General features: G+C 61.7%; 22 protein-coding genes and 1 pseudogene. 7 read left to right on the top strand and 16 right to left on the bottom strand.

Features of this window, described 5'->3' with window-relative positions; genetic code table 11:
- Positions 1 to 11: 11 nt before the first annotated feature.
- From BLV41_RS08170 to BLV41_RS08160, 3 genes are read right to left on the bottom strand one after another with little or no spacing between them, the layout of a single operon-like run.
- A complete protein-coding gene (locus tag BLV41_RS08170) occupies positions 12 to 857 on the bottom strand; it encodes a carbohydrate ABC transporter permease (RefSeq protein WP_074713193.1) in 846 nt (281 codons plus the stop codon).
- A gap of 47 nt (positions 858 to 904) precedes the next feature.
- On the bottom strand, positions 905 to 1,879 hold the full coding sequence (locus tag BLV41_RS08165; protein WP_074711297.1) for a carbohydrate ABC transporter permease: 975 nt from the start codon (positions 1,877 to 1,879) through the stop codon (positions 905 to 907).
- Positions 1,880 to 1,886: 7 nt separating this feature from the next.
- Positions 1,887 to 3,179: an extracellular solute-binding protein gene (locus BLV41_RS08160; RefSeq protein WP_074711296.1), complete on the bottom strand. Its 1,293-nt coding sequence runs from the start codon at positions 3,177 to 3,179 to the stop codon at positions 1,887 to 1,889.
- A 236-nt stretch (positions 3,180 to 3,415) separates the two neighbouring features.
- Here BLV41_RS08160 and BLV41_RS08155 point away from each other — a divergent pair, with 236 nt between their 5' ends.
- Complete coding sequence (locus tag BLV41_RS08155; RefSeq protein WP_074711295.1) at positions 3,416 to 3,928, top strand: 8-oxo-dGTP diphosphatase; 513 nt, start codon at positions 3,416 to 3,418, stop codon at positions 3,926 to 3,928.
- Between the two features lie 19 nt (positions 3,929 to 3,947).
- Here BLV41_RS08155 and BLV41_RS08150 read toward each other — a convergent pair whose 3' ends face one another.
- From BLV41_RS08150 to BLV41_RS08130, 5 genes and pseudogenes are all read right to left on the bottom strand, one after another.
- Positions 3,948 to 4,277, bottom strand: coding sequence for a cupin domain-containing protein (locus BLV41_RS08150; RefSeq protein ID WP_074711294.1), 330 nt, complete (start codon positions 4,275 to 4,277; stop codon positions 3,948 to 3,950).
- 132 nt (positions 4,278 to 4,409) lie between these two features.
- A complete protein-coding gene (locus BLV41_RS08145; RefSeq protein WP_044571917.1) occupies positions 4,410 to 5,549 on the bottom strand; it encodes a bifunctional 2-methylcitrate synthase/citrate synthase in 1,140 nt (379 codons plus the stop codon).
- A 33-nt stretch (positions 5,550 to 5,582) separates the two neighbouring features.
- Entirely contained in the window at positions 5,583 to 6,512 is a 930-nt protein-coding gene (gene prpB / locus BLV41_RS08140) for a methylisocitrate lyase (RefSeq protein WP_074711293.1), read from the bottom strand.
- A 1-nt stretch (position 6,513) separates the two neighbouring features.
- Positions 6,514 to 8,033 (bottom strand): annotated as a pseudogene (locus BLV41_RS08135) (MmgE/PrpD family protein).
- Between the two features lie 43 nt (positions 8,034 to 8,076).
- Entirely contained in the window at positions 8,077 to 8,712 is a 636-nt protein-coding gene (locus tag BLV41_RS08130; protein ID WP_044571923.1) for a GntR family transcriptional regulator, read from the bottom strand.
- A 213-nt stretch (positions 8,713 to 8,925) separates the two neighbouring features.
- On the opposite strand from BLV41_RS08130, the gene BLV41_RS08125 reads away from it, so the two are divergent.
- A complete protein-coding gene (locus BLV41_RS08125) occupies positions 8,926 to 10,824 on the top strand; it encodes an AMP-binding protein (protein WP_074711292.1) in 1,899 nt (632 codons plus the stop codon).
- Positions 10,825 to 10,957: 133 nt separating this feature from the next.
- On the opposite strand, the gene BLV41_RS08120 is transcribed toward BLV41_RS08125, so the two are convergent.
- The 6 genes from BLV41_RS08120 to BLV41_RS08095 form a co-directional block, all read right to left on the bottom strand.
- Complete coding sequence (locus tag BLV41_RS08120) at positions 10,958 to 12,829, bottom strand: IucA/IucC family protein (RefSeq protein WP_074711291.1); 1,872 nt, start codon at positions 12,827 to 12,829, stop codon at positions 10,958 to 10,960.
- Positions 12,826 to 13,386, bottom strand: coding sequence for a GNAT family N-acetyltransferase (locus BLV41_RS08115; RefSeq protein WP_074711290.1), 561 nt, complete (start codon positions 13,384 to 13,386; stop codon positions 12,826 to 12,828). Before BLV41_RS08115 ends, BLV41_RS08120 begins: the two co-directional genes overlap by 4 nt.
- Entirely contained in the window at positions 13,383 to 14,723 is a 1,341-nt protein-coding gene (locus BLV41_RS08110) for a lysine N(6)-hydroxylase/L-ornithine N(5)-oxygenase family protein (RefSeq protein WP_074711289.1), read from the bottom strand. Before BLV41_RS08110 ends, BLV41_RS08115 begins: the two co-directional genes overlap by 4 nt.
- A complete protein-coding gene (locus BLV41_RS08105; RefSeq protein WP_280138591.1) occupies positions 14,720 to 16,285 on the bottom strand; it encodes a pyridoxal phosphate-dependent decarboxylase family protein in 1,566 nt (521 codons plus the stop codon). Before BLV41_RS08105 ends, BLV41_RS08110 begins: the two co-directional genes overlap by 4 nt.
- A gap of 161 nt (positions 16,286 to 16,446) precedes the next feature.
- Positions 16,447 to 17,142: a response regulator gene (locus BLV41_RS08100; protein ID WP_074711288.1), complete on the bottom strand. Its 696-nt coding sequence runs from the start codon at positions 17,140 to 17,142 to the stop codon at positions 16,447 to 16,449.
- Positions 17,139 to 18,764, bottom strand: a complete 1,626-nt coding sequence (locus BLV41_RS08095) for a sensor histidine kinase (RefSeq protein WP_074711287.1) — start codon at positions 18,762 to 18,764, stop codon at positions 17,139 to 17,141. Before BLV41_RS08095 ends, BLV41_RS08100 begins: the two co-directional genes overlap by 4 nt.
- 127 nt (positions 18,765 to 18,891) lie before the next feature.
- On the opposite strand from BLV41_RS08095, the gene BLV41_RS08090 reads away from it, so the two are divergent.
- Positions 18,892 to 20,265, top strand: a complete 1,374-nt coding sequence (locus BLV41_RS08090; protein ID WP_074711286.1) for a cation:dicarboxylate symporter family transporter — start codon at positions 18,892 to 18,894, stop codon at positions 20,263 to 20,265.
- A 91-nt stretch (positions 20,266 to 20,356) separates the two neighbouring features.
- On the opposite strand, the gene BLV41_RS08085 is transcribed toward BLV41_RS08090, so the two are convergent.
- Positions 20,357 to 22,030, bottom strand: a complete 1,674-nt coding sequence (locus BLV41_RS08085) for a DUF6297 family protein (RefSeq protein ID WP_074711285.1) — start codon at positions 22,028 to 22,030, stop codon at positions 20,357 to 20,359.
- A 3-nt stretch (positions 22,031 to 22,033) separates the two neighbouring features.
- Positions 22,034 to 22,780 (bottom strand): ABC transporter ATP-binding protein, encoded by a 747-nt coding sequence (locus BLV41_RS08080; protein ID WP_074711284.1) that lies wholly within the window; start codon positions 22,778 to 22,780, stop codon positions 22,034 to 22,036.
- 226 nt (positions 22,781 to 23,006) lie between these two features.
- Here BLV41_RS08080 and BLV41_RS08075 point away from each other — a divergent pair, with 226 nt between their 5' ends.
- From BLV41_RS08075 to BLV41_RS08060, 4 genes are read left to right on the top strand one after another with little or no spacing between them, the layout of a single operon-like run.
- Positions 23,007 to 23,888: a ParA family protein gene (locus BLV41_RS08075; protein WP_044571941.1), complete on the top strand. Its 882-nt coding sequence runs from the start codon at positions 23,007 to 23,009 to the stop codon at positions 23,886 to 23,888.
- Positions 23,889 to 23,916: 28 nt separating this feature from the next.
- Positions 23,917 to 24,828 (top strand): segregation and condensation protein A, encoded by a 912-nt coding sequence (locus BLV41_RS08070; protein WP_425284292.1) that lies wholly within the window; start codon positions 23,917 to 23,919, stop codon positions 24,826 to 24,828.
- On the top strand, positions 24,818 to 25,444 hold the full coding sequence (gene scpB, locus BLV41_RS08065) for an SMC-Scp complex subunit ScpB (protein ID WP_074711283.1): 627 nt from the start codon (positions 24,818 to 24,820) through the stop codon (positions 25,442 to 25,444). The genes BLV41_RS08070 and scpB overlap by 11 nt, the downstream gene beginning before the upstream one ends.
- A gap of 36 nt (positions 25,445 to 25,480) precedes the next feature.
- A complete protein-coding gene (locus BLV41_RS08060) occupies positions 25,481 to 26,668 on the top strand; it encodes a pseudouridine synthase (protein WP_044571945.1) in 1,188 nt (395 codons plus the stop codon).
- Positions 26,669 to 26,673: the final 5 nt, after the last annotated feature.

The raw sequence follows: 26,673 nt of genomic DNA, 5'->3' as shown, positions 1-26,673 counted from the left end.
GGAGGCCTTTCTTAGCCCTTGACGGCGCCGGCCAGGCCGGAGACGAGCTTGCGCTGGACGGCAATGAAGAAGATGAGCACCGGGATGGTCATGATGACCGAGCCGGCCATGATGGCGCCCCAGTCGTTCTGGTCAGGCTTGAAGAAGGTCAGCAATGCCATGGGAAGGGTGGAGTTTTCCTGGGCCGAGATGATGAAAGTCTTGGCGAACAGGAAGTCGTTCCAGGTGGAAATGAAGGCGAAGACAGAACATGCCACAACGCCCGGTGCCACCAGCGGGAACAAGACCGAGCGGACAAAGCGAAAGCTGCTGGCGCCGTCGAGCTTGGCAGCCTCCTCCAGCTCCAGCGGCACGGCGGCAACAAAGCCGCGCAGCATCCAGATGGCAAACGGAATGGAGAAGCCCACGTGCACCAGGATCAGCGAGCCCAAGTGGTTCAGGCCGATCGCCGGAATGCTTTCGCCAAAGTTGCGGAACAGGAAGAACAGCGGAATGGTCAGCGCTTCCACGGGCACCATCTGGGCCACGAGGATGATGATGAGCAGCTTGGTGCGCATCTTGAAGTTGTAGCGGGTCAAGGCCACTGCGGCCAGGAACGCGAATAGTGTGGAGAGGACCACCACGCTGAGCGCCACGATGACCGAGTTCATGAAGTACTGGCCAAAGTTGTTCACGCTCAGCACCCTCGCGAACGAGTCAAAGGACGGGGTGAGGGTCCACGGGGTGGAGTCTCCGGCGTCGAGCGCCGTGGCCGGCTTCAGGGCCGAAAGCACCATCCAGTACAGCGGGAACGCGACCGCAACAGCTATGAGCAGGCCAACGATGTTCACCGTCCAGCCCTTGCGGGCGGGGAAGATACGACGGCGGGTGGCCGGCTTGGCGGGCCCGTCCAGTTTGAGTGTTGTCACAGGACTTCACCACTCCTTTTGAGTAGTCGCAGGTAAACAAGGGTGATGACCAGCAGCAGGACCGTCATGATGACGCCCAGGGCGGAGCCCAGGCCGTACAGGCTGGCCGCGAAGGCCTGCTGGTAGCCGTACACGTTCAAGACCATGTTTTGGCCGGCAATGCCGCCGCCGCTGGTCATGATGTAGATCTGGGAGAAGATCTTAAAGTTCCAGATGATGGACTGGATGGTCACGATGATGACGATGGGGCGCAGCATGGGCAGCATGATGTTGGAGAAGATGCGCGGCATGGAGGCGCCATCGAGGCGTGCAGCCTCCAGGACCTCGGTGGGGATTGCCTGGATGCCGGCATAGACGGTGACCATGACGAACGGGAACGAGCACCAGACAACCTCGCTGGCCACTAACCCGAACGCAGACCACTTCTCATACGTCCAGGAATGATCAACGAATTGGCTCAGCCCAATGCCGGCCAGCATCTTGTTGATCAGGCCCTGGGTGGGGTCAAACAGGAACAACCACACGGCACTGCCGGTGACGGCCGGGGTGGCCCAGGCGCCGAGAGAGACGGCAAAGAGGGTGTTGCGGACCCAGGGGCGCAGCCGGGTGGCCAGTACCGCCAGGGTGGAGCCCACCAGAAGGGTCAGAACCACACAGGCCGAGGCGAAGATGACAGTGTTGGCCAGCACCTGCCAGAATTCGGGATCCGCCATGAGGGTCTGGTAGTTGCCCAGCCCAATGAAGTCCAGGGGCGCGTTGCCGCTGACCTGGTCCTGGCGGTAGTCGTACAGGGAGACGTTGACCAGCTGGAACAGCGGATACCCCATGAGGGCAATCAGCACGATCAGGGCCGGAGCCAGGTACAGCCAATGCTCAAACCGGCTCACCCCGCCGCGGCGCTTGGTGCGGCGCGGCGGGGTGGGCAGGCTCGACTCCTGCAGGGAGGACTTTGCGGGAAGTTGAAGGGTCATGATGTGACTACTTGGCTTCGAAAATCTTGTTCATGGCTGCTGCGGTGTCCTTGGCCGCCGTGGAAACATCTGACTTGCCGGTGACCGCTTGCTGGTACATGTTCGTGAACAGGCCCTTGGCGTCAACGGTTGACCAAGTGGAGGTGATCGGCACAAAGTTGGTGCCGGCAGCTATGGTGTCGATGAACGGTGCCACGTACGGGTTCTTTTCGGCGACACTCTTTTGTACATCGGTGAAGGTGGGCAGGTTCCCCATGGCATCGAACATGGCCAGCTGGGACTTCTTGCTGGCGAGGGCCTGCACGAAGTCGTTGGACAGGGTGCTCTTCTTGGAGCTCTTGAAGACGCCCAAGTTGTTGCCGCCGGCAAAAGCGGGGGCAATGGATCCGGCCTCGACGCCGGGAACAGGAACCACTCCGAACTTGTCCTTGAATTCGCTCGCCGCGATGGCCTTGTAGTTGAAGTCGCCACCGATGGTCATGCCTGCCTTGCCCGCAATGAACTGCTGGACACTGGCGTTGCCGCCAAATTCGGCGCAAGTCTGTGCCGGGCAGATGTCATCCTTCATCAGGTTGGTGTAGGCGGTGATGCCGGCCTGGGACTCGGGCGTGTCCAGCTTCGAGGAGAACGTGCCGTTGGCGTCTTCGGCAATGGCGCCGCCGTGCGCCCACAGGTACGGCATGGCGGAGAACTGAGCCTTGCCGCCTACTGAGATGCCCAGCATGCCGGGGTTCTTGGCGCGCACTGCGCGGGCAGCGGTTTCAATTTCGGCCATGGTCTTGGGAACCTCGACGCCGGCATCCTTGAGGATATCGGTGCGGAAGTACAGGGCGCGGACGCCGACAAACCACGGCACGCCGTAGTTCTTGCCGTCCAGGGCTGTGGTGGCCAGGACCTTCGGGTCCAGGTCCTTGCCCTCGTCCCATGACTTGATGCTGGAGGTGATGTCGGCAAGACCACCGGCTGCCACATAGCTGGCCAGGTCGGTGTTGCCGAACTCGGCTACGTCGGGGGCGCTGGAGGGATCGTTGAAGGCGGCCTTGAACTTCTCTGCGCGTGTGTCAACGGGGATGTACTGGACGTCGACCTTGACGTCCTTGTGGGAGGCCTCGAAGTCCTTGACGGTCGCGTTCACCACGGCCGACTTGGGGTCCTGGTTCACTTCGGAGAAGAGCCAGACGCGCAAGGTGCCGGTCTTTTCGTCCTGCGTTGATGCAGCGTTGTTGGATGTTGGGGGTGCGCAGCTGGTCAAGGCCAGGGCGGCCAGTGTAGCTACGGCGAGCATGCGTGAGAACTTCACGGTTCCTCCAGGGATGATGGTCAAGTGGGGCCCTGGCAGAAATCGCAGCGGGCATGAGATGACATTAGGAGGGCGCGATGTGTGGTGCGAAGCACATTGAACAAAAGTTTCACTATGCAAAATCTATATTTGTTATTTGACACACATCACCTATTTGTGAAGTCGAACTGTACCGTGAAAATGTGTCAAAATCCTTGCCAGTACGGCGAAGTTCGCTGGTGCCATAGGCTGGTTGCATGAGTGCTCCCGTAACCCTGTGTTTCCTCCTGCGTGATGGCAGTGCCGGTGAAGAGGTGCTGCTGGGACTGAAGAAGACCGGCTTTGGCGCGGGAAAAGTTGTGGGAATTGGCGGCCATGTGGAGCCGGGCGAGAGCACTGTTGCGGCGATTTGCCGGGAAGTGGCCGAGGAAACGAGCCTCGTCGTTGGCGCGATGGACCTGATTCCCGCGGGCACCGTGGCGTTCGAATTCCCCGCGAAACCTGAATGGGACATGTTCACCACGGTGTATTTGTGCCGGGATTTCGATGGCGAAGCTGTTGAAAGCGATGAAATTACGCCACAATGGCATCCGGTGGCGAAGCTGCCCCACGCGCAGATGTGGGCAGATGCCAGTCACTGGCTTCCGGCGTTCCTTTCGGGCGAGCGCGGCCATTGGCGCGTAGTCCTCAACGACGACAACGAAACGGTCGCCTCAAGCAACCACACCCCGCCCCGGGGAGCCGTCCCAGCGGAAAACACGGGCAGCTAGTTCACGTTCGTGCAGGCGGCTAAGGTTTCGCCACCGTCAGCAGGAACGCCGAATCCTCGACGGCATCGACACGATGGCGGGCCAGCGGCACCACCAGGTGGTCGCCTGGGGAGCCCTCCCACTGAACCTCGCCACATTTCAAGAGGATCCGGCCGCTGAGCACGTGGATTGTTGCCTCGCCCGGGTTGTCGTGGTCATCAAGGGACGAGCCCGCTGTCAGGGCAACAACCGTCTGCCGCAGGATCCGCTCGTGACCGCCAAAGACTGTTCGGGCGCTGCGGCCGCTGTTCTTGGCCTTGGCGGAAACCATGAGTTCCCGAGCCAGGGCTGTCAGGGATGATTTTTCCACGATGCTCCTTCTCAACGACACTGTTTTCAAGGTATGCCACTCACCCTACCGCCGCAGGGTTCGTTAAAGCCCGACGGCGGGGGCAACCCTTCGTGAAAAGGTTGCCTCCCGCCGTTGGCCCAGCATCTGCAGTTAGCCCACGTGCCGCTCATCCACACCGTTGTAGGCGCTGAGCGGGCGGATGAGTGAGTTCGCTGCCCGCTGCTCCATGATGTGCGCCGTCCACCCCGTAATGCGCGAGGCGATGAAGATGGGCGTGAACATGTCGGTGTCAAAACCCATGAGGTGGTATGTGGGCCCGGCCGGGTAGTCCAGGTTCGGCTTAATTTGCTTCGCCTCGTCCATGGCCTGTTCCAGACCGTCGTACAGCCCCAGTATTTCCGGCCGTTCAAAGTGCGCAATCATCTTATCCAGCGCACCTTTCATGGTGGGCACACGGGAGTCACCGTGCTTGTAGACGCGGTGGCCGAAGCCCATGACCTTTTTCTTCGCGGCCAGGGCGTCCTCCATCCACGCCTTGGCGCGCGCGGCCGCCTCCTCACGCGATTCCTCCTTGCGGATGCCAATCTCGTCAAAGGTATGCATGACAGCTTCGTTGGCGCCACCGTGCAACGGACCCTTTAATGCTCCAATGGCACCCGTGACAGCCGAATGCAGATCCGACAGGGTTGAGGTGATGACCCGGGCCGTGAAAGTGGAGGCGTTGAAGGAGTGCTCCGCGTAGAGCACCATTGAGACGCGGAAGGCGTCCACTACGGCCGGGGCGGCCTCCTCGCCAAAAGTCATCCACAGGAAGTTCTGCGAGTAGTCAAGTTCTGCGCGGGGTTCCACCAAAGGCAGGGAACGACGGCGGCGCTGGTCGTAAGCGACGACGGCCGGGAAATGCGCAAAAAGGGACTTGGCCTTCTCCAGTTCTGCCTCAGGGGAGGACTCCTCCGCCAACGGATGGTTGGCGCCGAGTACGGAAACGGCCGTGCGGGCCACATCCATCGGGTGGCAATCCAGCGGCAGGAGGTCAATGGCGGCCCGAACATTAAGATCGAGGGCACGGTTGGCGCGTTCAAAGGCTTCGAACGCGGCCAGCTCCACATCTGTTGGCAGCTCGCCGGTCCACAGCAGCAGGGCCACTTCCTCAAAGGACTTGCTGGCCGCCAATTCCTGCACCGGATAGCCGCGGTACAGCAGCGAATTGGAATCCGGGTTTACCTTGGAAACGGCGGTGTAATCGGCAACGACGCCGGCAAGACCCTTACGTACGTCTTCGTCACTCACAGTTGGTACTCCTTCTTCGAAAAGAGTTGATGCCTAAAGGTTTGCGCTGTTGCGCCCGATGTCCAGGCCGGGAACCTGGAAGTTGAAGATGCCGGTATCAAACTGGTTGTACGCCTCATAGTCAACCAGATCATAAAGACGCGCCCTTGTCAGCATGTCTGGCACAGTCGATTCCTGTGTTCCTTCGGCGCTGATCGCGTCCAGTACCCGCTCTGCCGCACCCATGGCGCTGCGCAGCAGGGTCACGGGGTAAATGATCATGGCCACGCCAGCGCTGGCAAGGTCTTCACGGTTGAACAGCTCGCTCTTGCCAAACTCTGTCATATTCGCCAGGACCGGAACATTGACTGCGTTGCATACAGCCTCGAATTCGGCCACACTCTTCATGGCCTCCGGGAAGATGGCATCCGCTCCGGCGTCGACCAAGGCCTTGGCACGGTCAATGGCCGCGTCCAGGCCTTCCACGGCGCGAATGTCGGTTCGGGCCATAATCAAGAAGTTTTCATCACGACGGGCGTCGGCGGCGGCGGCAATGCGCTTGACCGCCGTGTCCAGATCCACCATGTTCTTGCCGTCCAGGTGGCCGCAGCGTTTGGGGTTGAACTGGTCCTCAATATGACAACCGGCCAACCCCGCATTTTCCAGCTCCTGGATGGTGCGCGCAACGTTCATGGGCTCACCAAAGCCGGTGTCGGCGTCGATGAGGCAGGGCAGATCCGTCATGCGGGCAATCTGCCCGCCGCGGGCCGCCACCTCGGTCAGCGTGGTCATGCCGATGTCCGGCAATCCCAGATCGTTGGCGAGGACAGCGCCGGAGATGTAGACGCCGTCGAACTTCTTTTCCTCTATGAGGCGGGCCGAGAGCGGGTTGAACGCGCCCGGGAACTGCACTGCGGCACCGGGAACCAGCATGGCGCGCAGGTCACGGCGCTTCTGCTCGGGAGTCTTCTTCGAATACAGCATGTTAGAACAGACCCTTGGGTGCGGCGGCCAGATCCACGACGCCGGGGGCTGCCGTGATGTTCAGCTGGTTCAGTTCGCCCGCGGCAAGGTTGGGCAAGTTCTCAGCCGCCGCAATGAAGCGGTTGATCTCGGCTTCCTCCACCAGGCCTGCGGCCAATGTACGGAACTTGTTGATGTACTGCTCACGGGCGAACGGGCGGGCACCGAGCGGGTGCGCGTCGGCCACGGCGATGGAATCCGTGATGACAGTGCCGTCGTTGAGGGTGATGACCACCGTGCCGCCAAAGGCCTTCTCGGCAATGTCCAGGGAGTGGTAGCGGCGCGTCCATTCGGCGTCCTCCTCCGTGGTGACCTTGTGCCACAACTCCACGGTGTCGGGGCGGCCGGCACGCTCGGGGAGTAGGAGTCAACGTGGTGCCATGCACCGTCCTGCAGGGCCACCGTGAAGATGTACGGGATGGAGTGGTCAAGGGTTTCGCGTGAGGCGGTGGGATCGTACTTCTGCGGATCGTTGGCGCCGGAGCCAATCACGTAGTGGGTGTGGTGGCTGGTCTTGATGAGCACGCTCGCAACGTTCGCCGGGTCGGTGGCTTCCGGGTGCTCGCGGTGGAGTTTGCGGGCAAGGTCGATCCACGCCTGCGCCTGATACTCGGCGGAGTGTTCCTTGGTGTACGTGTCCATGATGGCGCGCTTGGCTTCACCAGCGGCGGGAAGGGGCACGGTGTACTGGGCGTCAGCGCCGTCGAGCATCCAGGCGATAACCCCATCTTCACCCTCATAGATCGGCACCGGTGAGGTCTGCCCGCGCATGGCACGGTCCGCAGCCTCGACAGCCATCTTGCCGGCAAATGCGGGAGCGTGTGCCTTCCACGTGGAGATCTCGCCCTTGCGTGACTGACGGGTGGCAGTTGTGGTGTGCAGGCCCTGGCCCACGGCCTGGAAGATGGTCTCCACCTCAAGGTTCAGCAAGGTGCCAATGCCTGCGGCGGCCGACGGGCCGAGATGGGCAACATGGTCAATCTTGTGCTTGTGCAGGCAAATGGCCTTCACCAGGTCAACCTGGATCTCGTAGCCGGTAGCAATGCCACGGACCAGGTCAGCACCCGAGGCACCCGTGTGCTGGGCGACGGCCAGGATGGGCGGGATGTTGTCCCCGGGGTGTGAGTACTCGGCAGCAAGGAAGGTGTCGTGGTAGTCGAGCTCGCGCACGGCAACGCCATTGGCCCAGGCCGCCCACTCGGGGGATACCTTCTCTGCAATGCCAAAGACTGACGCACCGGAGCCGCCCGTGGAGGGAGCATGCGTCAGCGCCTGCGCGCGGGCCGCAACGATGGGGCCACGGTTCAGGGACGCGATGGCCACGGAGGCGTTGTCGATCACGCGGTTGATGATCATGTCGGTAACCTCAGCCGTCACCTCTACGGGATCGGCGGCCACAGTTGCGATCTTGTGTGCCAGCTGGTCCTCGCGAGCCAGCTTCTCTTCACTCTTGTAAACGCGGACGTTGTGCTCAATGGTCATGGTGTTCCTTTCACAGGGTGATACAAAAAGTGTTTTCAGTGGTTCAGTGTGTGGTGCTCAGCAGGTGGCGCAGGCTGTTGTCCAGATGGACGGTAGTTGCGGCACTTGCCACAGTGGGGTTGCCGTGGGCAATGGCAAGGGCAATCGCCGCATGTTCGCGGGCTGCGTCGCGGAGTCGGGTGGGGTTGTCCTTGCCCAAGCGGCGGACACGGACAAGATGGACGCGCAGGTTCTTCAGCGCCAGATTCAGGTAGTGGTTGCCGACGGCGGCATCCACGGCTGCATCGAGGTCACCTGCCAGCTGGTAATAGTCAGTACGTGTGGGGTCCTGAGCCGTAATCAACTCACCGGCATTGGTGAGCTGCTGGTGGAGTGCCAGAAAGATCCCCGGCTCACATCGCTGGGCCGCCAATTCGGCCGCCCTGCATTCAAGGGCCGAGCGAAGTTCGAAGAGCTCATTGAGGTGGTCGAGGGAAATCTCGCTAACAACCATTCCGCGCCCGCTCTGCGGTTCCGTCAACCCCTCGGCGGTCAGCTTTGCGAGCGCCTCACGAATGGGGGTGCGGGACACACCCAAGCGTTCGGAGAGTTCAACTTCTCCCAGGACAGTGCCCGGGGTGAGCTTCCAGTCGATGATCTCGCTACGCAAGGTTGCATAGGCGCGTTCACTCGCTCGCATGGACCCTCCTTTGGATTCAGGCACCCGGAGTCACAACCAGATGCCCATTACGGAACACAATACTCGCTCAGTGTATACAAAGAACAGTCTCAAGAGGCAAATTCTGCGAAATTTCTCAGGTAAATTCATTTCGTGTATACATTCGTGCTTGTCGTGCCTAACGACACGCATGTAGCATGGCTCACATCACATCAACGTGGATGGAGAAACACCATGGCATCAAACGCCCCCAGTTACAGGGACGAATACCAGCGCAGCATCAGTGATCCAGACGGGTTCTGGCTTCAAGCTGCGCAGGCCGTGGATTGGGTGGTGCCGCCCAGCCAAGGGCACAACAAGGAAGATGCTCCCAACGGACGCTGGTTTGCCGATGGCGAACTCAATACTTGCTACAACGCCCTCGACAGGCATGTCGCAGCCGGGCGGGGAGAGCAGCCTGCCCTGATTCACGATTCCGCCATGCAGGGCACACAACGCAGCTATAGCTATAGGGAGCTCACAGACCTTGTGGCCCGCTTCGCCGGGGTACTGCGTGCCCAGGGTGTAGGCAAGGGGGACAGGGTACTGATCTACATGCCCATGATCCCCGAGGCAGCCATCGCCATGCTGGCCACTGCCCGGCTGGGCGCCATCCACTCCGTAGTGTTTGGCGGATTTGCCGCGAGCGAACTTGCGGTCCGCATCCAAGACGCGGGACCCACTGTCTTGGTCACCACCTCGGGAGGACTGGAGCCCGCACGGCGGGTCGAATACCTGCCTACAACTCAGGAGGCACTTCAGAAGGCCGGGGTCCCGCAACTACCTGTCATCATCAAGCATCGCGACGGTTTCGCAGCCGATCCCGCCGCCCTCGGCTTGAATGGAGTTGATTGGGATGCCGCGCTCGCAGACGCAGAGCCCGCGGCGCCCGTGCCCGTGAAGGCCAGTGATCCCCTCTACATTCTCTACACGTCTGGGACCACCGGTGCGCCCAAGGGCGTGGTCCGAGATAACGGGGGTCACGCCGTCGCACTTTTGTGGACCATGGCCAATCACTACGACATTGGCCCGGGCGATGTCTGGTGGACAGCCTCGGACGTTGGTTGGGTCGTGGGGCATTCCTACATTGTCTACGGACCTTTGCTGGCAGGGGCAACCACCGTGATGTATGAGGGCAAACCTGTGGGCACCCCCGACGCCGGCGCGTTTTGGCGCGTCATTGAGCAGCACAAGGTCAAGGCGCTGTTCACGGCACCCACGGCGCTGCGGGCCATCCGGAAGATGGACCCGGACGCGGAGCTGCTGAAGAAGTTCGACGTCGGCAGCCTCCAAACGCTGTTCACCGCGGGTGAGCGGCTCGACACCGACACCTATCATTGGGCCGGCAAGGTTCTGGGAGTGCCGGTGGTGGACCACTGGTGGCAGACCGAAACCGGTTGGCCAATTGTGGGCAATCCGCGCGGCCTGGAGCCCCTGCCGCTCAAGGCAGGTTCACCGTCTGTGCCTATGCCGGGCTTTGACCTGCGGATCGTGGACGGCATGGGCAATGACGTGGCAACGAGCGAAGAAGGAAACCTTGTGCTGGGGCTGCCGTTGCCTCCCGGCACGCTGCCCACGCTGTGGAATGACGATCAGCGCTTCATCGATTCATACCTAAGTGCCTTCGCCGGTTTTTACCTTACGGGCGATTCCGGCTACCAGGACCAGGACGGTTACGTGTTTGTCATGGGCCGCACCGACGATGTCATCAATGTGGCCGGGCACCGGCTCTCCACGGGTGCGATCGAGCAGGTCATCGGCACCCACCCGGCCGTGGCCGAGTGTGCCGTGATTGGTGTTGCCGATGTACTCAAGGGACAAAAGGCTGTGGGATTCGTGGTCCTCAAATCCGGCCTGAGCATAGCGCCGGAGGCGTTGGAAAAGGAGCTGGTGGCCTTGGTGCGGCGCGAGATTGGGCCCGTGGCGGATTTCAAGAATGCAACCGTGGTTGAGGCCCTGCCCAAGACCCGTTCCGGGAAGATCCTGCGCAAAACCATGCGCCAAATTGCCGACGGTGACGATTACACGGTGCCCTCAACCATAGAGGAGCCTTCCGTCATCGATGCCTTGCTGCCGGTATTGCGGGCCATGTAGTGCTGCCCTGTCCCGGTGCATGCCTCGAGTCAGACCCACCCCCACGTCTGATTTAACGGGGCTGGGTCTGGCTCGACGGAAATGCCGCCTCAGCACTAGTACGCGGGACGGGCGGGTGATGCGCGCGCAGGTGCTACCGGAAGGCGGCCAGCGGATTGGCAAGCTTGCCGGCCATCTGCAGCCCGCCTGACGGGTCGCCCAGATCCAGCATGTTTTTGTTGTTGCGCAACTGCAGCCGGTTCAGGCAGGAGAGATCGAATTCGTCGGCGAAGAGGTCGTGCCGTGCAAACGCCTCGGCCAATTCGGGGTGGTCACTCTGGTAGCCGTGTACGACGGCGGCCACCGTGCCCCAGAATTCGTCCTCGCTGAGCGCCCCATCTTCGACGAGTGTTGCGGCAAGGAACCGGAAGATGCAGTCAAAGACGTCGGTGAAGACGGCTAGAACCCGTTCGCCCTCCGGAATGGCCACCTTGATTCGGGACACTTCATCAGGTACCTCGACGTCGTCGCCCATGAGGGCGATCTCCTCGCCGATGTCCTTCATGATTGCACGCACCGGCACGCCATGCTCCAACACCAGAATGACGTTTTCCCCGTGCGGCATGAACGCGAGCTCGTAGCGGAACAGGCAGTGCACCACGGGCACCAGGTAGGCATGGAGATAGCGGCGCAGCCATTGTGTCGCGCCCAGCCCGGAGCGACGGATCAATTCCGAGGCGAGAGGCACCCCGGCGCCGTCCACATGAAGCAGCGACGCCATGGTCGCCAATTGCTGGCCAGGCCCCAGGAGCGGCAGCGGGCTTTCCCGCCACAGGGCCGAGAGCATCTGCCGGTACGGGGAGCCCTTGATGGAGGCGGCCTCGAAGTAGGCATTGTGGTATCCCAAGGCGGCTTTTTCCCGGATCATGGTCAACCCGTGATGCATCAGGGTCTGATCCGCCCCGATCAAGGTGAACAGCCAGTCGTTGATGGCCGGTGTGGCTTTCATGTAGGCAGGGGACAGGCCCCGCATGAAGCCCATGTTCAGTACCGACAAGGCCGTCTTGACGTAGCAGCGTTCCGGCGTGGAGGTGTTGAAAAAGGTTCTGATGGATTGCTGTGCCTGATAGTCCTCGCTTCCACGACTCAGTGGGATGAGGTGGCGTAGGGCGATTTCGGCCGCAAAGGTCACGGCCAGTTTATTTTCCCACTGCCAGGGATGAACCGGCATCAGAAGATAGTCCGCCGGGTCCACACTGAGCGCCGTCAGCTCAGAGTCAAAGTTGGCCAGGGCCGCGGCGCCGAGCTCGGCCTCGAAATGGGCTCGGTATTCGAGCCCCGCACTGGCGGAGAAGACGGCCTTTGAATGGTGCACGGCAAGCCACTGAAGCCGAACCGGGGCACCAGCCTCAGGTGCGAAGCCACGGTAGTCGGTGATGCCGAAACCCATCCGGCCGTTGTTGGCCACAAAGCAGGGGTGCCCCTCCGTCATGGCCATTTCAATCATCTGAAAGTCGGCCGCCGGATTGACGCCCGCGCTGACACCCTTGGCAAGCTCGGCCGAACATGGACGGTCAGCCAGCTGTTTGTAGGCGTGGCTGGCCAGGGTGCTGCTGATTTCCTCGAGATAGAGCGGCAGCATGTCCTCGCGGACTCCCAGCGTGCCGCGGAACTCGGTGATGAAGTCCAGGACGTCCAAGGCAAGCCCCTGGGACGGCACGGTGCCGCGCCGTGTCCGGTGGATGGATGCGCCGTCGATGGCCCAGTGGTCCAGCTGCAGCCGGCGGGCCGTGAACCGGTACTCGATCGCGCCGTCGTCGCTGGCCAGAAGATAGCTGTTGTTGCCCTCCGGAATCGGGACAATCAGCCGTTCGTGGGCGAATTCCGACAGTGCTTTTCGGAGAACGTGGCGATTGGCTATGGCCCAGCGCTCGGGCGTGAGATGCTCCACGTCCTGGCGCGCGTGGCCAGCCCCAATTCCCGTGGTTGCGGACGTGGTGACAGGATCGCTTAGTGTGGCGGTCATCGGATAGCTCCTTCGGAAGCGGTCTGGGTTGTTGGCAGGAGCGCGGCGTCACGGAAGTTTTCCCGTGTGCACAGGCTCAGCCAGGCTTCCTTGTCTGGCAGCCGAACCAAGGCGTGCTTACGGAAACCAAGGCGGGCGTTAAGGATGTGGATTTTGTGGTTGGTGGCGTCTGGCTCCACCACTACGCGTTCCACTGTGGGATCGGCGAACAGCGTGTCCAGTACGGCGGACATCACTGCTGTGGTGAAACCCGGGCGGGGGCGGAGCGGGGGAGCTACCAGCAGGTGCATGCCAATGTCGCCCGCTTCTGCGTCATAGAGCCCATGAAGTGGAGAACGGGTGGGATCGTAGCTTTCCATGAGGAACACGGGATTCCCGTCTTCCATCCCGAGGATGGCTGTGTGGTGGCCCGAGGACTGGATGTTCTCGTATTCGGCGCGAACCTCGGCCAGGGTGGCGGACTGCATGCCCCAAAAGCGGGCGTAGTCCATGCCCACCCAGGAGTGCAGCAGTGGGGCGTCGGCTGCCGGATTCACCGGCCGGAAGGAAAATCTCATGCGGGCACCACCGTTCGTTGCGGCACACCAAAGTGTTGGAAGGCGATGCTGCGCTCCACCGGATAGACCTCCCGGCCGGTGATTTCCCTGAGGATGCAGGAATTGCGGTAGGCAGCCATCCCCAGATCGGGAGTGACGAAGCCGTGGGTGTGGAGTTCGGCATTTTGAACAAAGATGTCCTCGGCCGCCGCGCCAATCCCGTAGTTGCGCCCAACGTCGAAACGCCCGTTCGAGTCACGGCGAATGCGTTGGTAAATGCCGCTCAGGAAGGCCGGTTCCCGGTAGCTGTAGCCGGTGGCTAGAACCACGGCGGCGCTCTCCAAGCTGAAATCCTCCTGAAGTTCCTGGTGCTTGAAATCCAGCCGGTGGTTGTCATTGACAGGGTCGTAGCTACCTCCTGAAAGTGCGGCTTGTGTCAGCAGCGACGTGCGGACGGGGCCGGCCACGCTTTTGGTGTAGAGCAGTTCGTGAATGTCATTGATCAGTTCCGCGTCGATCCCCTTGTAGAGGTTCTTCTGGTTGGCGTTCAGCCGATCGCGCGTCCGCTCAGGCAGGGCATGGAAGTAGTCCACGTACTCGGGTGAGGTCATCTCCAGGGTCAGCTTGCTGTACTCAAGAGGGAAGAAACGGCCAGACCGGGTCACCCAATTCAGCTGGTATCCATGGATGTCGATCTCACCCAGCAGGTCGTAATAGATCTCAGCTGCGCTTTGTCCGCTCCCCACAATGGTGATGCTGGGCTGGCGCACCAGTTCCTCCCGCCGGGCCAGATACTCAGAGTTGTGCAGCACCAGCCCCCCGTCAGAAACGAGACCGGCGCCAGCCTCAGGAATGTGGGGAGAAGTACCTGTGCCGAGCACCAGTCGCCTAGCCCTCACCACCTCGGCCCCCTCCGGACCCATGGAGTGCAGCTCATAGATGCCGTCGGCGAACGTGATCCGCTGAACGGTGACGCCAAAGCGGACATTGGGAAGCTCATTGGCGACCCACTGGCAGTACTGGTTGTATTCAGCCCGCAGCGGGTAAAAGTTCTCCCGAATATAGAACGGGTAGAGCCTGCCAGCCTCTTTGAGATAATTCAGGAACGAATAGCGCGAGGTGGGGTCTGCCAAGGTGACTAGATCGGCCATGAAGGGCACCTGCAGGTGCGCCGATTCCAACATCATGCCTGGGTGCCAATCAAATCCCCTGCGTTGCTCCAAAAACACGGCGTCCAGGCCGTCCACTGGTGCGGCGAGAGCGGCCAGTCCCAAGTTGAAGGGGCCAACGCCAATCCCGGCGACGTCGTAGATTCGAGGGAAAGTTGTGACTCCTGTACCAAAATTTGCGGCGCTCATGCTGCGCCCCCAGCGATGATTCCGGAGCTGCGCAGCGACTCGCCGGTGCTGCGCAGAAGTTCGATGATCTGATTCATATCTCCAAGCGTGGTTTCGGCGTTGAGGAGGGTGAACTTCAAGAAGTGGTGGCCATCCATTTTGGTTCCTGCCACCACGGCCTCCCCGGATGCGAAAACGGCTGAGCGGATTAGCGGGTTGAGGATGTCGGCGTCGGCATTGGAGCTGCCGGCGGGCTTGTAGCGGAACACCAATGTGCTCAACGCAGGGCTCGCGGCCAACTCAAAGTCCGGGTGGGCCTCCAGCAATTCGCCGGTGCGCGCGGCTAGGTCAATCACTTCATCAAACAGTGCCCCGACGCCGTTTGCGCCCATGGTTCGCAAGGTCAACCACAGTTTGAGTGCATCAAAGCGCCGGGTGGTTTGAATACTCTTGTCCACCTGGTTGGGAACGTTGGCCCGGGCTGCGCTTTCCGGGTTGAGGTAGTCGGCGTAGTAGGTGACGTGACCTAGTTTGGCGCCTTCGCGGACCAGCAGGGCGCTGGAGCTGACGGGCTGGAAAAACGTCTTGTGATAGTCAATCGTGACGGAGTCGGCCAGGCCAATCCCATCAAGGAGATGTCGATACCTTGAAGATGTGATGAGCCCTCCGCCATAGGCGGCATCAACATGGAACCAGCTGCCGTGCGCCCGGCTGAGGGCCGCCACCTCCCGCAAGGGGTCGATGCTGCCAAAGTCAGTGGTGCCGGCCGTGGCCACCACGGCAAGGGGAATGAGACCTTCCGCCTGGCAAACGGCCAGTTCCCTGGCCAGCGCCGCGGGATCCATGCGCCGGTTGTCGTCGCACTCTATGTCAACCACGGCGTCATACCCCAGGCCCAGCATGGAAGCTGACTTGCGGATGCTGAAATGGCTGGCACCGGAGGTGAAGATCCTTAGCCGGTCCAACAGGGCCGGAAGACGCAATTCTGCGTTGGCAGGATCCAGGCGCAAACATGCCACCGCGTGGTTCCGGGCGATCAGCATTGCCTGCAGATTGGACTGCGTGCCCCCACTGGTGAACACGCCGTCGCTATCCGGGCCCAGCCCAAGCCGCTCGGTGGTCCAATCGATGAGGCGGCGCTCGATCATCGTGGCACCAGCGCTTTGATCCCACGTGTCCAGGGATGAATTCACGGCCGACAACACCGCCTCGCCGACCAGTGCGGGGATCACCACGGGGCAGTTCAGGTGGGCCGCGTATTTCGTGTCGTGGAAGTAGACGGCGTCCCTGAGGTACAGGGATTCAAGCTCTGTCAGGGCGGCCGCCGTGTCCTCCAGCGGCTGTTCCAGGTCGACCGCTTCAACCCGGGCGGATAATTCGGCCGGGGTGGCCCCGGTGAAGGGCCGGGTGGTGCGTGACACAGTGGTCGCCACCAGGTTAACGCCTTGGAGAACATCGGCCACATAGCGGGCCGAATTGGCGGAATTGAACAGGTAATTGCTGGCGGCTAGAGCCTCCTCCACGCCGGAACCAAATTCGAGTTCGGCGATGGATGGATCGTTTATTGTGTGCAGCGATGTCAAGAGGGGAATCCTTGCGTTCGGTAATAGCTGGCAAAAAACCAAGCACAGCCTACCCTTACTTAGGCTTACCTTTACGTCAAGTTAATGTTTCTTAATTAGGGAAGGAAGTGCTTTGGGGTTTAGGGTTTCCTCCGGGGGGCTGGAAAGTGCCGCTGCAGCTGTCAGCGCGACCAGCTGTACTCGAGTTCCGGGCGGCCGGGTGATCCATGCCGGGGTGCCTTGCTCGCGGAGCCGGTCTCGACCAGATGGTCCAAGTACCGCCGGGCCGTCACGCGGGACATGGCCAGTTGTGCGGCGGCCTCTGTGGCTGATGCCGGGTATTCCCGCGTCCTTAGCCAGTCAGCCACGGCGCTCAGCGTCTCGGGCAGCATCCCTTTGGGCAGCGTGAGTTTCCCCGTGGGGCGCAGTTGCGACAACGCCCTGTCTATTGCATCTTGTGACGTCTGGGACCTGTCCGCCAGCACAACGTGATAGTTGCGATAGTTCTCCAGTTTTTCCCTGAAGGCGGCAAAGGTGAACGGCTTGATGAGGTAGGCCGTGATGCCCAGGGCGATGGCGGAGCGCACCACGTGGACATCCCGTACGGCCGTAATGGCCACGACGTCCGGCACGAGCCCCAGCCCGTGGATGCGCCGGAGCAGGTCCAAACCGTGGCCGTCGGTCAGGTTCATGTCCAGCAGGATCAGTTGAATGGATGGCACCGCGGGATCGTTCAATACCGCCAGCGCCGCCCCCATGCCGTGCGCCTCGGCCACCACTTCAAAACCGTCCAGCCGCCGTACATAGTCTGCGTGCGCGGCCAGTGCGATCGGTTCGTCGTCCACCACAAGCACACGGATCGGGGAGGGGCCGGTCATTGATTTCCTCTATTTTCTGGACGAATCTCAGTGGTTGTCTCAAGGTCAGGGCCAAGAGGCACGACGGCGGTCATGACGGCACCGCCGTCGTTCTCGCCTGTGATGGTGCCGCCGAGGGCAGCCGTGGCACGGCGGATCAGGGCAATGCCATAGCCCCGGCCGCCTGGGGCAACGGAGGTTTTCCCAGTTGTTCCGATCCTGCCCAGGACATCAAGGTCTGTGGTGGGCAAACCGGGGCCGTTGTCTGCCACGGTAAGGGTCAGGGCGCCATCTGCGACGAGCAAATCCACCCAGACGGTGGGATCTTGGGATTGGCCTGCCGCAGCCTCGATGGCGTTGTCCACGAGATTGCCGAGCAGGGTGACAAGCTCTCGAGTGTCCAGGGTCTTCGGTGGCAGCGTCCCGGATGCGGTGAGCGCCAGTGTCACGCCGCGTTCATCGGCCTGGGCGCGTTTGCCCAGCAGTAGCGCCGCAAGGAACGGCTCATCCAGGGTGTCAACAAACTCTCCGCCAAGGCGCACGTTCGCCGCATGGTCGGAGGTGGCAAACGCCAAGGCTTCGCGAGGACGGTCCAGCTCGATCAGGGAAATGATGGCGTGCAGGCGATTCGCATGCTCGTGCGTCTGGGAACGTAGCGCTTCCACGAGAGTCTGGGTGCTGCTGAGGTTGCCGGCCAAAGCGGTCAACTCGGTGTGATCGCGCAGCGTAGCCACGGTACCTGCCGGGCTGTGCTTTCCAGGTAGCGTGGCCGGCCGTTGGCTCACCACCAACAAACGCTCGCCCGCCAAGTGAACCTCGTCGGTGGCCGTCCGCCCACTGGTCAAAAGCTCCCTCAGGGAATCGGGCAGCTTGAGCGTATCCAGCCCCGAATCTGGCCTGTCAATACCCAGCAAAAGGGCGGCGTGATCGTTGTGGAGAACAATTGAGCCGCGCGTATCCACCAAGATCAAGCCCTCACGCACGGAGTGCAGAACAGATTCGTAGTAGGCAAAGAGCTGGCCCAGTTCCTCCGGGCCCCAGCCAAAGGTCACGCGCTTGAGGTACCGGCCCAGGGCCCACGCGGCCAGCGATCCTGCCACAAGGAGCGCCGCGGCCAGCCCAAGGACCGCCGGGATCCGGGCGGCCACGAGGATCTGAACATTGCTGACAGTCATGCCGGTGGCCACCATGCCCGTGACGGTCCCGGCCGTGTTCTTGATCGGCACAATGACACGCACAGAGGGGCCCAGCGTTCCAGCCGTGGTCTCAAAAAAGGTGTTCCCCGCCTGCGCCTGAGCAATTGACCCAACATAGGGTTTGCCAATTTCCGCCGGGTTCGGGTGGGTCCAGCGGATGCCCTGCGGGTCCATGATGGTGATGAAGTCGACATGGGCATCGCGCATAACCGCCTCGGCGTAGGGCTGCAGGGCCGCGGAGGCGTTGGGTTGTGTTGCTGCCGCAATCACCATGGGCGAATCCGCTATGGACGTGGCAACCGACAGCATGCGCTGGTGGGTTTGCTCATACGTGCGGGAACCGGCGTCGGAAACCATGATGGCGGCCAGCCCGGCCGTCAAGAGCACCACAAATATCAGGTTGGCAACCAGCAACCTGCGGGCAATGCTCCAGCCGCGCCAAAACATGTCTCACCTTTCGTGCGACCAATATGAACACAACGGTGAGATAAATCACTTTTGCGGGCAATCTTGTGTGAGGCGGATCGCACGCCCCAACTACCAATGCTAATCACCAGTATCACAAGGAGTCACCATGAGCTCTCAAGGACGAGGGACCGTCAGCGCTGCGAAGGCGCCGCGACGCAGGCTGGATAAGACCCACTGGCTGTACATTGCCGTCATTGCCGCCGTAGTTTTGGGCGCGGCGATTGGCTTGATGGCTCCTGAAGTAGGCAAGTCCCTCAAGCCCTTGGGGACCATGTTCATTGCCTTGATCAAGATGGTCATTGCGCCCATCATCTTCTGCACCCTGGTGATCGGCGTCGGTTCCATCGCCAAGGCGGCCACCGTCGGCAAGGTTGGCGGCTTGGCACTGGTCTACTTCATGACGATGTCCACGATTGCTTTGGGCATCGGCCTGCTGGTGGGCAACATCATCCACCCCGGCGCCGGCCTGCATCTGGAGCCCTACAAGGCTGGCGGCGGCGCGGAGGAAAATTCCACCGTGAAGTTCCTGATGGAAATGATTCCGGGCGACATCCCCGTGCTGCCCACCTTGGTGCTGGCGCTCATGGTCGGCTTTGCTGTGCAGTCCTTGGGCAAGTCCGGTGAACCGGTGCTCAACGGTGTCAAGCACATCCAAAAAGTGGTCTTCAAGCTCATGACCATGATCATGTGGCTGGCCCCGGTCGGCGCCTTTGGTGCCATCGCCGCCGTCGTGGGTGCAACCGGCTGGGCCGCAATCGGTTCCATGGCCATCTTGATGGGCGCGTTCTACCTGACCTGCGCACTGTTCATCGTAGTTATCCTCGGTTCAATCCTGCGCCTGGTCACCGGCCTGAACATCTTCACCCTCATGCGCTACCTGGGCCGTGAGTACCTGTTGATCTTCGCCACCTCCTCCTCCGAATCTGCCTTGCCACGCCTCATGGCCAAGATGGAACATGCAGGCGTCTCCAAGCCAGTGGTTGGCATCACCGTCCCCACCGGTTACTCCTTCAACCTTGATGGAACCGCCATCTACCTGACCATGAGTGCTCTGTTCATCTCTACCGCTATGGGCCTGCCCATGAACCTCGGTGAGCAGATCGGCCTGCTGGTCTTCATGATCGTCGCCTCCAAGGGTGCCGCCGGAGTCACTGGCGCCGGCCTGGCCACGCTGGCCGCCGGATTGGCCGCTCACAAGCCGGTGCTGCTCGATGGCATGGGCGTCATCGTGGGCATCGACAAGTTCATGTCGGAATGCCGCGCCCTCACCAACTTCACCGGCAACGCGGTCGCCACGCTGCTGATTGGCAAGTGGACCAAGGAGCTCGATATCGAGAAGGCCCGCGAAGTTCTTGCCGGCCGCGACCCCTTTGACGAGTTGTCTGTCAATGACGACGACCACGGTTCCGAGCCTGTTTCCGGCTCCAAGGGTGGCGACGGCGGAGCTGCCGCGGCGCAGCGCGTCCCGGTCGCCGTCTAGTTACTCAAACGAGAAGCGGGTGGCCGTCCTCCAAGAGGACGGCCACCCGCTTCTTCTGTGTACCACGTCCGTTATGCGTCCATGGAGGAGGCTACTTCGCCGCGGCCGCCGGTGGCATGCCGAAGATGCCTCCGTCCTTCTCGGACTTCGGTTTCCGCAAATGTGTTCCCCAGAGGAAGGCGAGCCAGGTCAGCGTCAGCTGCGCCGGGAACGCGACCGCCGGGACACCGCCTGAAATCAAGCAAATCAGCACGGGCAGCAACACAATGAGTGTCAGGTCCGGGCCAATCAAGAAGGACTTGATGGCTCCGGTGGGAATCGGTCCTGTAGGTGCAGCAACCGCGGGCATGTTCCAGTCCGGGGCCGGTTTGAAGGCCGCGCGCAAGGTGGCCGCCCCAAGACCCGGCCCGGCCAGGAGTGCCAAAATCAGAAGCTGTGGAGAGCCAACGCCCAGAGCCAGCAGAAGCCCCAAGCAAATGGGTGCCCAAAGCGTCATGGCCACGGCGGGAATGGCGTAGTGCACCAGACGTACTGTCTTTGCTGGAAGCGGCATGAGCATGTCGACCGCGGGATTGCCTGCAGAGAACCGTGCCGTGGCGCCAAGTGCCGACGAGGCAAAGCTGGCGCACAAGTACAAAGCCACAGCGATCAACACGGCGTTGCCAAGGAACTCCACGGAGGCCAGCGAGGCAGGTATCGCGGCCAGAACAAGTACCCGCAACAAGGTGGCGGGGGAGCGCAGGGCCATCGTGGCATGCGTGCTGATGAGCGTCTTGATGCTCCGCGCGTGAGCCGTGCCGCCCTTGAAGATGAGCTTCAAACGGATTTTGCTCTTCCCCAGTGAAGGTCCCGTGCTCAAAGACCGGGAAAGCTCCGTGGCGTCCATGGAGAGCAAGGAACTTGCCGCATAGGCCCCAGCCGCGGCACTTGCCTTCAGCTGTGCTGTGGTGATGCGTTCAAGGTTGGCGTACACCAGCGTGAGCAACCCCAGGGCGAGGGCCACGACCAGCAACGGCCAGGTGGCGCCGTCGGCCACCAGGAGGGGCCAGCTGGTGGGCAGGTACTCCATCCAGGCCGTCTGTGCAGCCGTGATTGCCTGACTGCCCGCCACGTTGTTGTAGAGGGCTGTAGCAACAAGAGTCAGCGGCGCCACGAGCGTGATGGCGCCCATGACCTTCTTAAGCCAGGCGCCTTGGCCCGTGATCTGGCACCAGGATGCGATGCCGTACAGCAACCACGCAAGGCCGGCCCCGCACAGCGCGGCCAGGGCAGTCCGGCCCGGCGTGGGGTTTTCGGCCATGCCCAGAGATAGCGGCAGCACCACGATGATCGCGGCAATGGTTGGCCACAACAGTGATTTCAGGAACCCTGGTTGGATGAATCCCCGGCGGCGCACGGGCAATCCCAGCCACCACGCCGTTTGCGGAAGCGTCATGGCGATGGGCCCCATGGTCATCTCAACGGACAACAGGGCTGCGGCGAGGGTGAGAAGCACCGTTGCTGCGGCTTGCAACAGCGTCACGGAGTGGAATCCAGGTGCCACGGCGGATGCCACGAGTGCAGATTCGTCCCCGACGCCTAGGCTGTGGCGCAATGCCACGATGAGTGCCCCGGCCATGGTCAGCAGGGTTAACCCACCGAGGAGGGAGGTGTAGACCTCCGAAACGAGGTCCATAAGGCCGCCCTCGGTGCGGCTAAGGCCGGCCCGGAAGGTGTACTGGCGGATTTCCTTGGCGCTGAAGCGCTCTTTGGTCTGTGTGCTCATGGGCTAGTCCGCGTGCGGGTTCTCGGAGGCGATGGCCACCGCGGCCTGCGTGGGTGTCATCGCGTGAATCGTGTCTGAGACGAAGATCGCCTTGGTGGCCACGGTGGAGAGGAAGTCAGGATCGTGCGTGACCACCAAAAGTGCCAGCCCGGCGTCGACCTCGGCACTGAGCCGGGTGGCCAGCCTGTGCCGCATGGAGGTGTCCAGGCGTTGCTCCGGCTCATCCAACACCAACAAGGAACGGGGGCGCACAAACGCTGAAGCCAGCAACATGCGCCGTCGCTGCCCCGAGGAGAGGTTGTAGGGCCGTGACTTGGCCTGCTCGGTGAGGCCAAAGAACTCCAGTTCGGAGGAGATGACCTCTTCGACGTCGTCAACGCCGTGTCCTGCCGCGACGATCGCCAAGTGTTCCTCGACCGTCAGTGACGGGAAGAATGCGTCATCATCAAAAACAACTGCCACCTCGCGGCGGAAATCCAGGGTCCTGTCATCCACTGCCGAACCGTTGATCAGGGTGGTGCCGGACACGGGTTCAAGCTGGCCCACTAGCGTCTTGACCACAGTTGACTTGCCCGCTCCGTTGGGGCCTACGAGTGCAAGGGCCTGCGCGGCATGAAGACTGAAACTGACCACACCGCAGACGGCCTCGCCGGAATAGCCTGCCTGCAGCTTCTCGGCACGCACCACATCCTTGCGTGGTCCTGCTGAACTGCGTGGGGGATTGCCGGGGGTGCTGGTAGCTTTGCTCATCACTAACGAAGTATAGGCTCGCGGGGCGTTCATCTAACCCTCGAAGAGCGAGACATGAAGGCTCTTTTGAGGGGTTTCCGCAGGGCTGGCGCCAACGTTCAGCTTCAACTTGAGGGTCAAGGCTCAAAACCCATCGGCGGTAAATGTTCAAAACATGCGCCGCCCAACCGGTAACCTAGTCACTGGTAGCGCAGAATTATTAAGCAGCGAAAGTGTGGACTGACAGGTGAGCAACGAGCAGGGTGCAACGGCACTTGCCGGCGAAGACGTAATGGGCCCTACGGGGCGTCCCCTGACGGACTTCCCTGAACCCCCGGTTCTCACCTCCCATGGCCCGGCCAGGGTCATCGCGATGGTTAATCAAAAGGGCGGTGTGGGCAAGACCACCTCCACCATCAACCTCGGAGCGGCCTTGGCGGAAGCCGGGCGCAAGGTTCTGTTGGTCGACTTCGATCCGCAGGGGGCACTCTCTGCCGGTCTGGGCACTAACCCCCATGAACTCGACATCACGGTATATAACGTGCTGATGGACCGCAAGGTGGACATCCGCGACGCCATCATTCACACGGACGTCGAGAACATTGATATTCTCCCGGCCAACATTGACCTGTCGGCCGCCGAGGTTCAGCTCGTCAACGAGGTTGCACGCGAACAGGTTTTGGCCAGCGCCCTGCGCAAGGTTGAAGACGAGTACGACGTTGTCTTGATTGACTGCCAACCGTCCCTTGGACTGTTGACCGTCAACGCGCTGACCGCCGCCCACGGTGTCATCATCCCGCTGATCTGCGAATTCTTTGCCTTGCGCGCCGTGGCTCTGCTGGTGGAAACCATCGACAAGGTTCAGGACCGGCTGAACCCGGGCCTGCAGGTCGACGGCGTGTTGGCCACCATGTACGACGCCCGCACCCTCCACGGCCGCGAAGTTTTGGCCCGCCTGGTAGAGGCCTTCGGGGACAAGGTCTTCGAAACGGTCATCAAGCGCACCATCAAGTTCGCTGACGCCTCGGTGGCTGCAGAGCCCATCACGTCCTACGCGGCCAACCATCCGGGTGCCGATTCCTACCGCCGCCTGGCCAAGGAACTGATCGCCCGAGGCGGCTCGCCCTAACTTGAATTCACCAACTTTGGTCGCGGGGATCGCGGCAGGAACACCCCTTGAAAGCCCGGAGGCCAGCGGCACCGGGACTTCAGGCAAGGCACGCTTCGAGGTGCGGCTGGATAATTTCACCGGCCCCTTCGACCTGCTTCTTGGCTTGATTTCCAAGCACGAGATGGACATCACGGACGTTGCCATCGCCACTGTGACGGACGAGTTCATCAGTTATTTGAAGGCATTGGCGGATCTGGGGCAGGAATGGGCCTTGGATGAGGCCAGCGAATTCTTGGTCCTGGCAGCAACGCTCTTGGATCTCAAGGCCGCCAGGCTTCTTCCCGAAGGCGAGGTGGAGAACGACGACGACCTGGCCCTTCTGGAGGCCCGTGACCTCTTGTTCGCCCGGCTTCTGCAATACAAGGCCTTCAAGGAAGTTGCCACCCTCATGGGTGGTGAGTTGGAGCGCGAAGCGAGACGATTTCCCCGTGAGGCGGGACTCGAACCGCACTTTGCAGCACTGTTGCCTGAACTTCTCTGGCGCCACACTCCCCAGCAGCTTGCCGAGCTGGCGGCACGGGCCATGGAACCCAAAGAAGCTCCTCGGACAGAAGTTGGCTTGGCGCATCTCCACGTTCAGCCCGTCAGTGTCAGGGATCAGGCCGGCATCATCATGGCCATGCTCACCCAGGGAATGCCGGGGCAGGATGATCCCGCGGCAGCCGCCTGGGCTGCCCAGCCGCTCACATTCGCCGCGTTGACCGCCGACGCGGAATCTTCCATGGTGGTCATTGCCAGGTTCCTGGCCCTGCTTGAACTCTTCCGCGACCAATTGGTTGCCTTCGATCAAGAACACCCGTTGGGCGAACTGTTGGTGCGGTGGAGCTCCGGCGTGGACCACGCGCCAGCAACCGACAGTGACTTCGATGAAGAGATCGGGAGCGCCCATGAGCAATGACGAAAGAGACGCACCGAACCCAACTGAGGACCTGCTCGAATCACGAGACAGTGTCAAGGCCGCTCTTGAGGCGGTCCTGATGGTGGTTGATGAACCCGTAGCGGAGGAACAGCTTGCCATTGTGGTGGGCTTGCCCACATCCACGGTACGTGAGCTATTGCACGAACTGGCGAGGGAGTACGACGGCTATACTAGGGAAGGTGGCACTGTACCGGTCCGCGGCTTTGAACTCCGGCAACTAGCTGGAGGATGGCGTGTTTATTCACGCGCAGCCTACTCCGAGATAGTGTCAGCATTTGTTGTGGACGGCCAGACGGCCCGGCTCACGCAAGCGGCCTTGGAGACCCTGGCGGTGATTGCATATCGCCAGCCGGTAACACGAGCCCGGGTTTCCGCCATCCGTGGTGTGAACGTGGACTCGGTGGTGAGGACGCTTGCGCAGCGCGGACTGATTGAGGAAGTGGGCACCGATCCGGTGTCCGGGGCATTCCTGTACCGGACCACGGCGTACTTTTTGGAACGGTTGGGAATGGGCAGCGTGGACGAGTTGCCGCAAATTGCACCGCACCTGCCCGGTCTTGAAAACCTCCAAGATTTTGACGATTCACACTTTTAGCATGACCACAATATTTAGCACTTTAAGGACAAACTCATGACACCGTCGCCCCGCTCCGGAAGTTCTTCCGGGCAGAACCAGCCGCGTGGCGGCAATCCCCGCTCCGGCGCACCCAAATCAGGTGGCTTCAAGTCCGGCGGCTTCAAATCCGGTGCCCCCAAGTCCGGTGGCTTCAAGTCAGGCGGGCCCAAGTCAGGCGGGCCTCGGAAGAGCCAGGGCGATGACGGCCTCAAGCCGGGCGCTTTGCGCGCCGCAGGTTACAACGCCGACAGGGCCAAAGCGGCCAGCGCCGAAGGTTACAAGTCCGGTGCGCCCAAGCTGGGCGGCCCCAAGGCTGCCACCAGCAAGCCCGGTGCCCGCAAGCCAAGCCAGACCGGCGCCCGCCCGTTCAAGAACGAGCAGTACGGCCGCACCGTCGGCCCGTCGAAGAACCGCCCCACGGAGCAGAACCGCCGCCCGTCGCGCACCACTGACGACATTGACATTCACAACGCCGAGGGCGTGCGCCTGCAGAAGGTCATGGCCATGGCCGGCGTTGCTTCACGCCGTCTGTGCGAGGACATGATCCTTGAAGGTCGCGTTCAGGTTGACGGCGTCACCGTGAACCAGCTGGGTCTGCGTGTTGACCCGGAAAACGTTGAGATCGTGGTTGATGGCATGACCATCCAGACGAACGATCAAATGGTGTACATGGTGTTCAACAAGCCCAAGGGTGTTGTTTCAACCATGGATGACCCCGAAGGTCGCCCGTGCATCAGCGACTTCCTGAAGAAGCGCCAAACCAGTGAGCGCCTGTTCCACGTTGGCCGTTTGGACACGGGCACCGAGGGCTTGTTGATCTTGACGAACGACGGCGAGCTCGCCAACCGCTTGAGCCACCCCAAGTACGAGATCCCCAAGACCTACCTGGTCCAGGTCCGCGGCCCGATGGCCCACGGCGTTGGCGCCCAACTCAAGGACGGCGTGGAGCTTGAGGACGGTTGGCAGAAGGTTGACTCCTTCCGCCTCGTTGACTCGACTCCGGGCCACGTTCTGGCCGAAGTTGTTTTGCACTCCGGCAAGAACCGCATTGTTCGCCGTATGTTCGACGCAGTCGGCTACCCGGTTGAGCGCCTCGTTCGCGTGAAGTTCGGCCCCATCGCCCTGGGCGACCAGCGCCAGGGCAGTGTCCGCCTTCTGGGTCGCCACGAGGTTGGTTACCTGCTCGCAGACGTAGGGATGTAAGCAAC

The organism is Arthrobacter alpinus (genome assembly GCF_900105965.1).
Classification (GTDB): domain Bacteria; phylum Actinomycetota; class Actinomycetes; order Actinomycetales; family Micrococcaceae; genus Specibacter; species Specibacter alpinus.
This window is presented reverse-complemented; position numbering and strand designations above follow the sequence as displayed.

Bases quoted from the DNA above. Each gene is read 5' to 3' on its own strand.
- BLV41_RS08085 (WP_074711285.1), bottom strand. From the start codon at position 22,030: ATGAGCACACAGACCAAAGAGCGCTTCAGCGCCAAGGAAATCCGCCAG.
- BLV41_RS08095 (WP_074711287.1), bottom strand. From the start codon at position 18,764: ATGTTTTGGCGCGGCTGGAGCATTGCCCGCAGGTTGCTGGTTGCCAAC.
- BLV41_RS08130 (WP_044571923.1), bottom strand. From the start codon at position 8,712: ATGCGAGCGAGTGAACGCGCCTATGCAACCTTGCGTAGCGAGATCATC.
- BLV41_RS08120 (WP_074711291.1), bottom strand. From the start codon at position 12,829: ATGACCGCCACACTAAGCGATCCTGTCACCACGTCCGCAACCACGGGA.
- BLV41_RS08060 (WP_044571945.1), top strand. From the start codon at position 25,481: ATGACACCGTCGCCCCGCTCCGGAAGTTCTTCCGGGCAGAACCAGCCG.
- BLV41_RS08125 (WP_074711292.1), top strand. From the start codon at position 8,926: ATGGCATCAAACGCCCCCAGTTACAGGGACGAATACCAGCGCAGCATC.
- scpB (WP_074711283.1), top strand. From the start codon at position 24,818: ATGAGCAATGACGAAAGAGACGCACCGAACCCAACTGAGGACCTGCTC.
- BLV41_RS08115 (WP_074711290.1), bottom strand. From the start codon at position 13,386: ATGAGATTTTCCTTCCGGCCGGTGAATCCGGCAGCCGACGCCCCACTG.
- BLV41_RS08165 (WP_074711297.1), bottom strand. From the start codon at position 1,879: ATGACCCTTCAACTTCCCGCAAAGTCCTCCCTGCAGGAGTCGAGCCTG.
- BLV41_RS08090 (WP_074711286.1), top strand. From the start codon at position 18,892: ATGAGCTCTCAAGGACGAGGGACCGTCAGCGCTGCGAAGGCGCCGCGA.
- prpB (WP_074711293.1), bottom strand. From the start codon at position 6,512: ATGCTGTATTCGAAGAAGACTCCCGAGCAGAAGCGCCGTGACCTGCGC.
- BLV41_RS08155 (WP_074711295.1), top strand. From the start codon at position 3,416: ATGAGTGCTCCCGTAACCCTGTGTTTCCTCCTGCGTGATGGCAGTGCC.
- BLV41_RS08100 (WP_074711288.1), bottom strand. From the start codon at position 17,142: ATGACCGGCCCCTCCCCGATCCGTGTGCTTGTGGTGGACGACGAACCG.
- BLV41_RS08080 (WP_074711284.1), bottom strand. From the start codon at position 22,780: ATGAGCAAAGCTACCAGCACCCCCGGCAATCCCCCACGCAGTTCAGCA.
- BLV41_RS08110 (WP_074711289.1), bottom strand. From the start codon at position 14,723: ATGAGCGCCGCAAATTTTGGTACAGGAGTCACAACTTTCCCTCGAATC.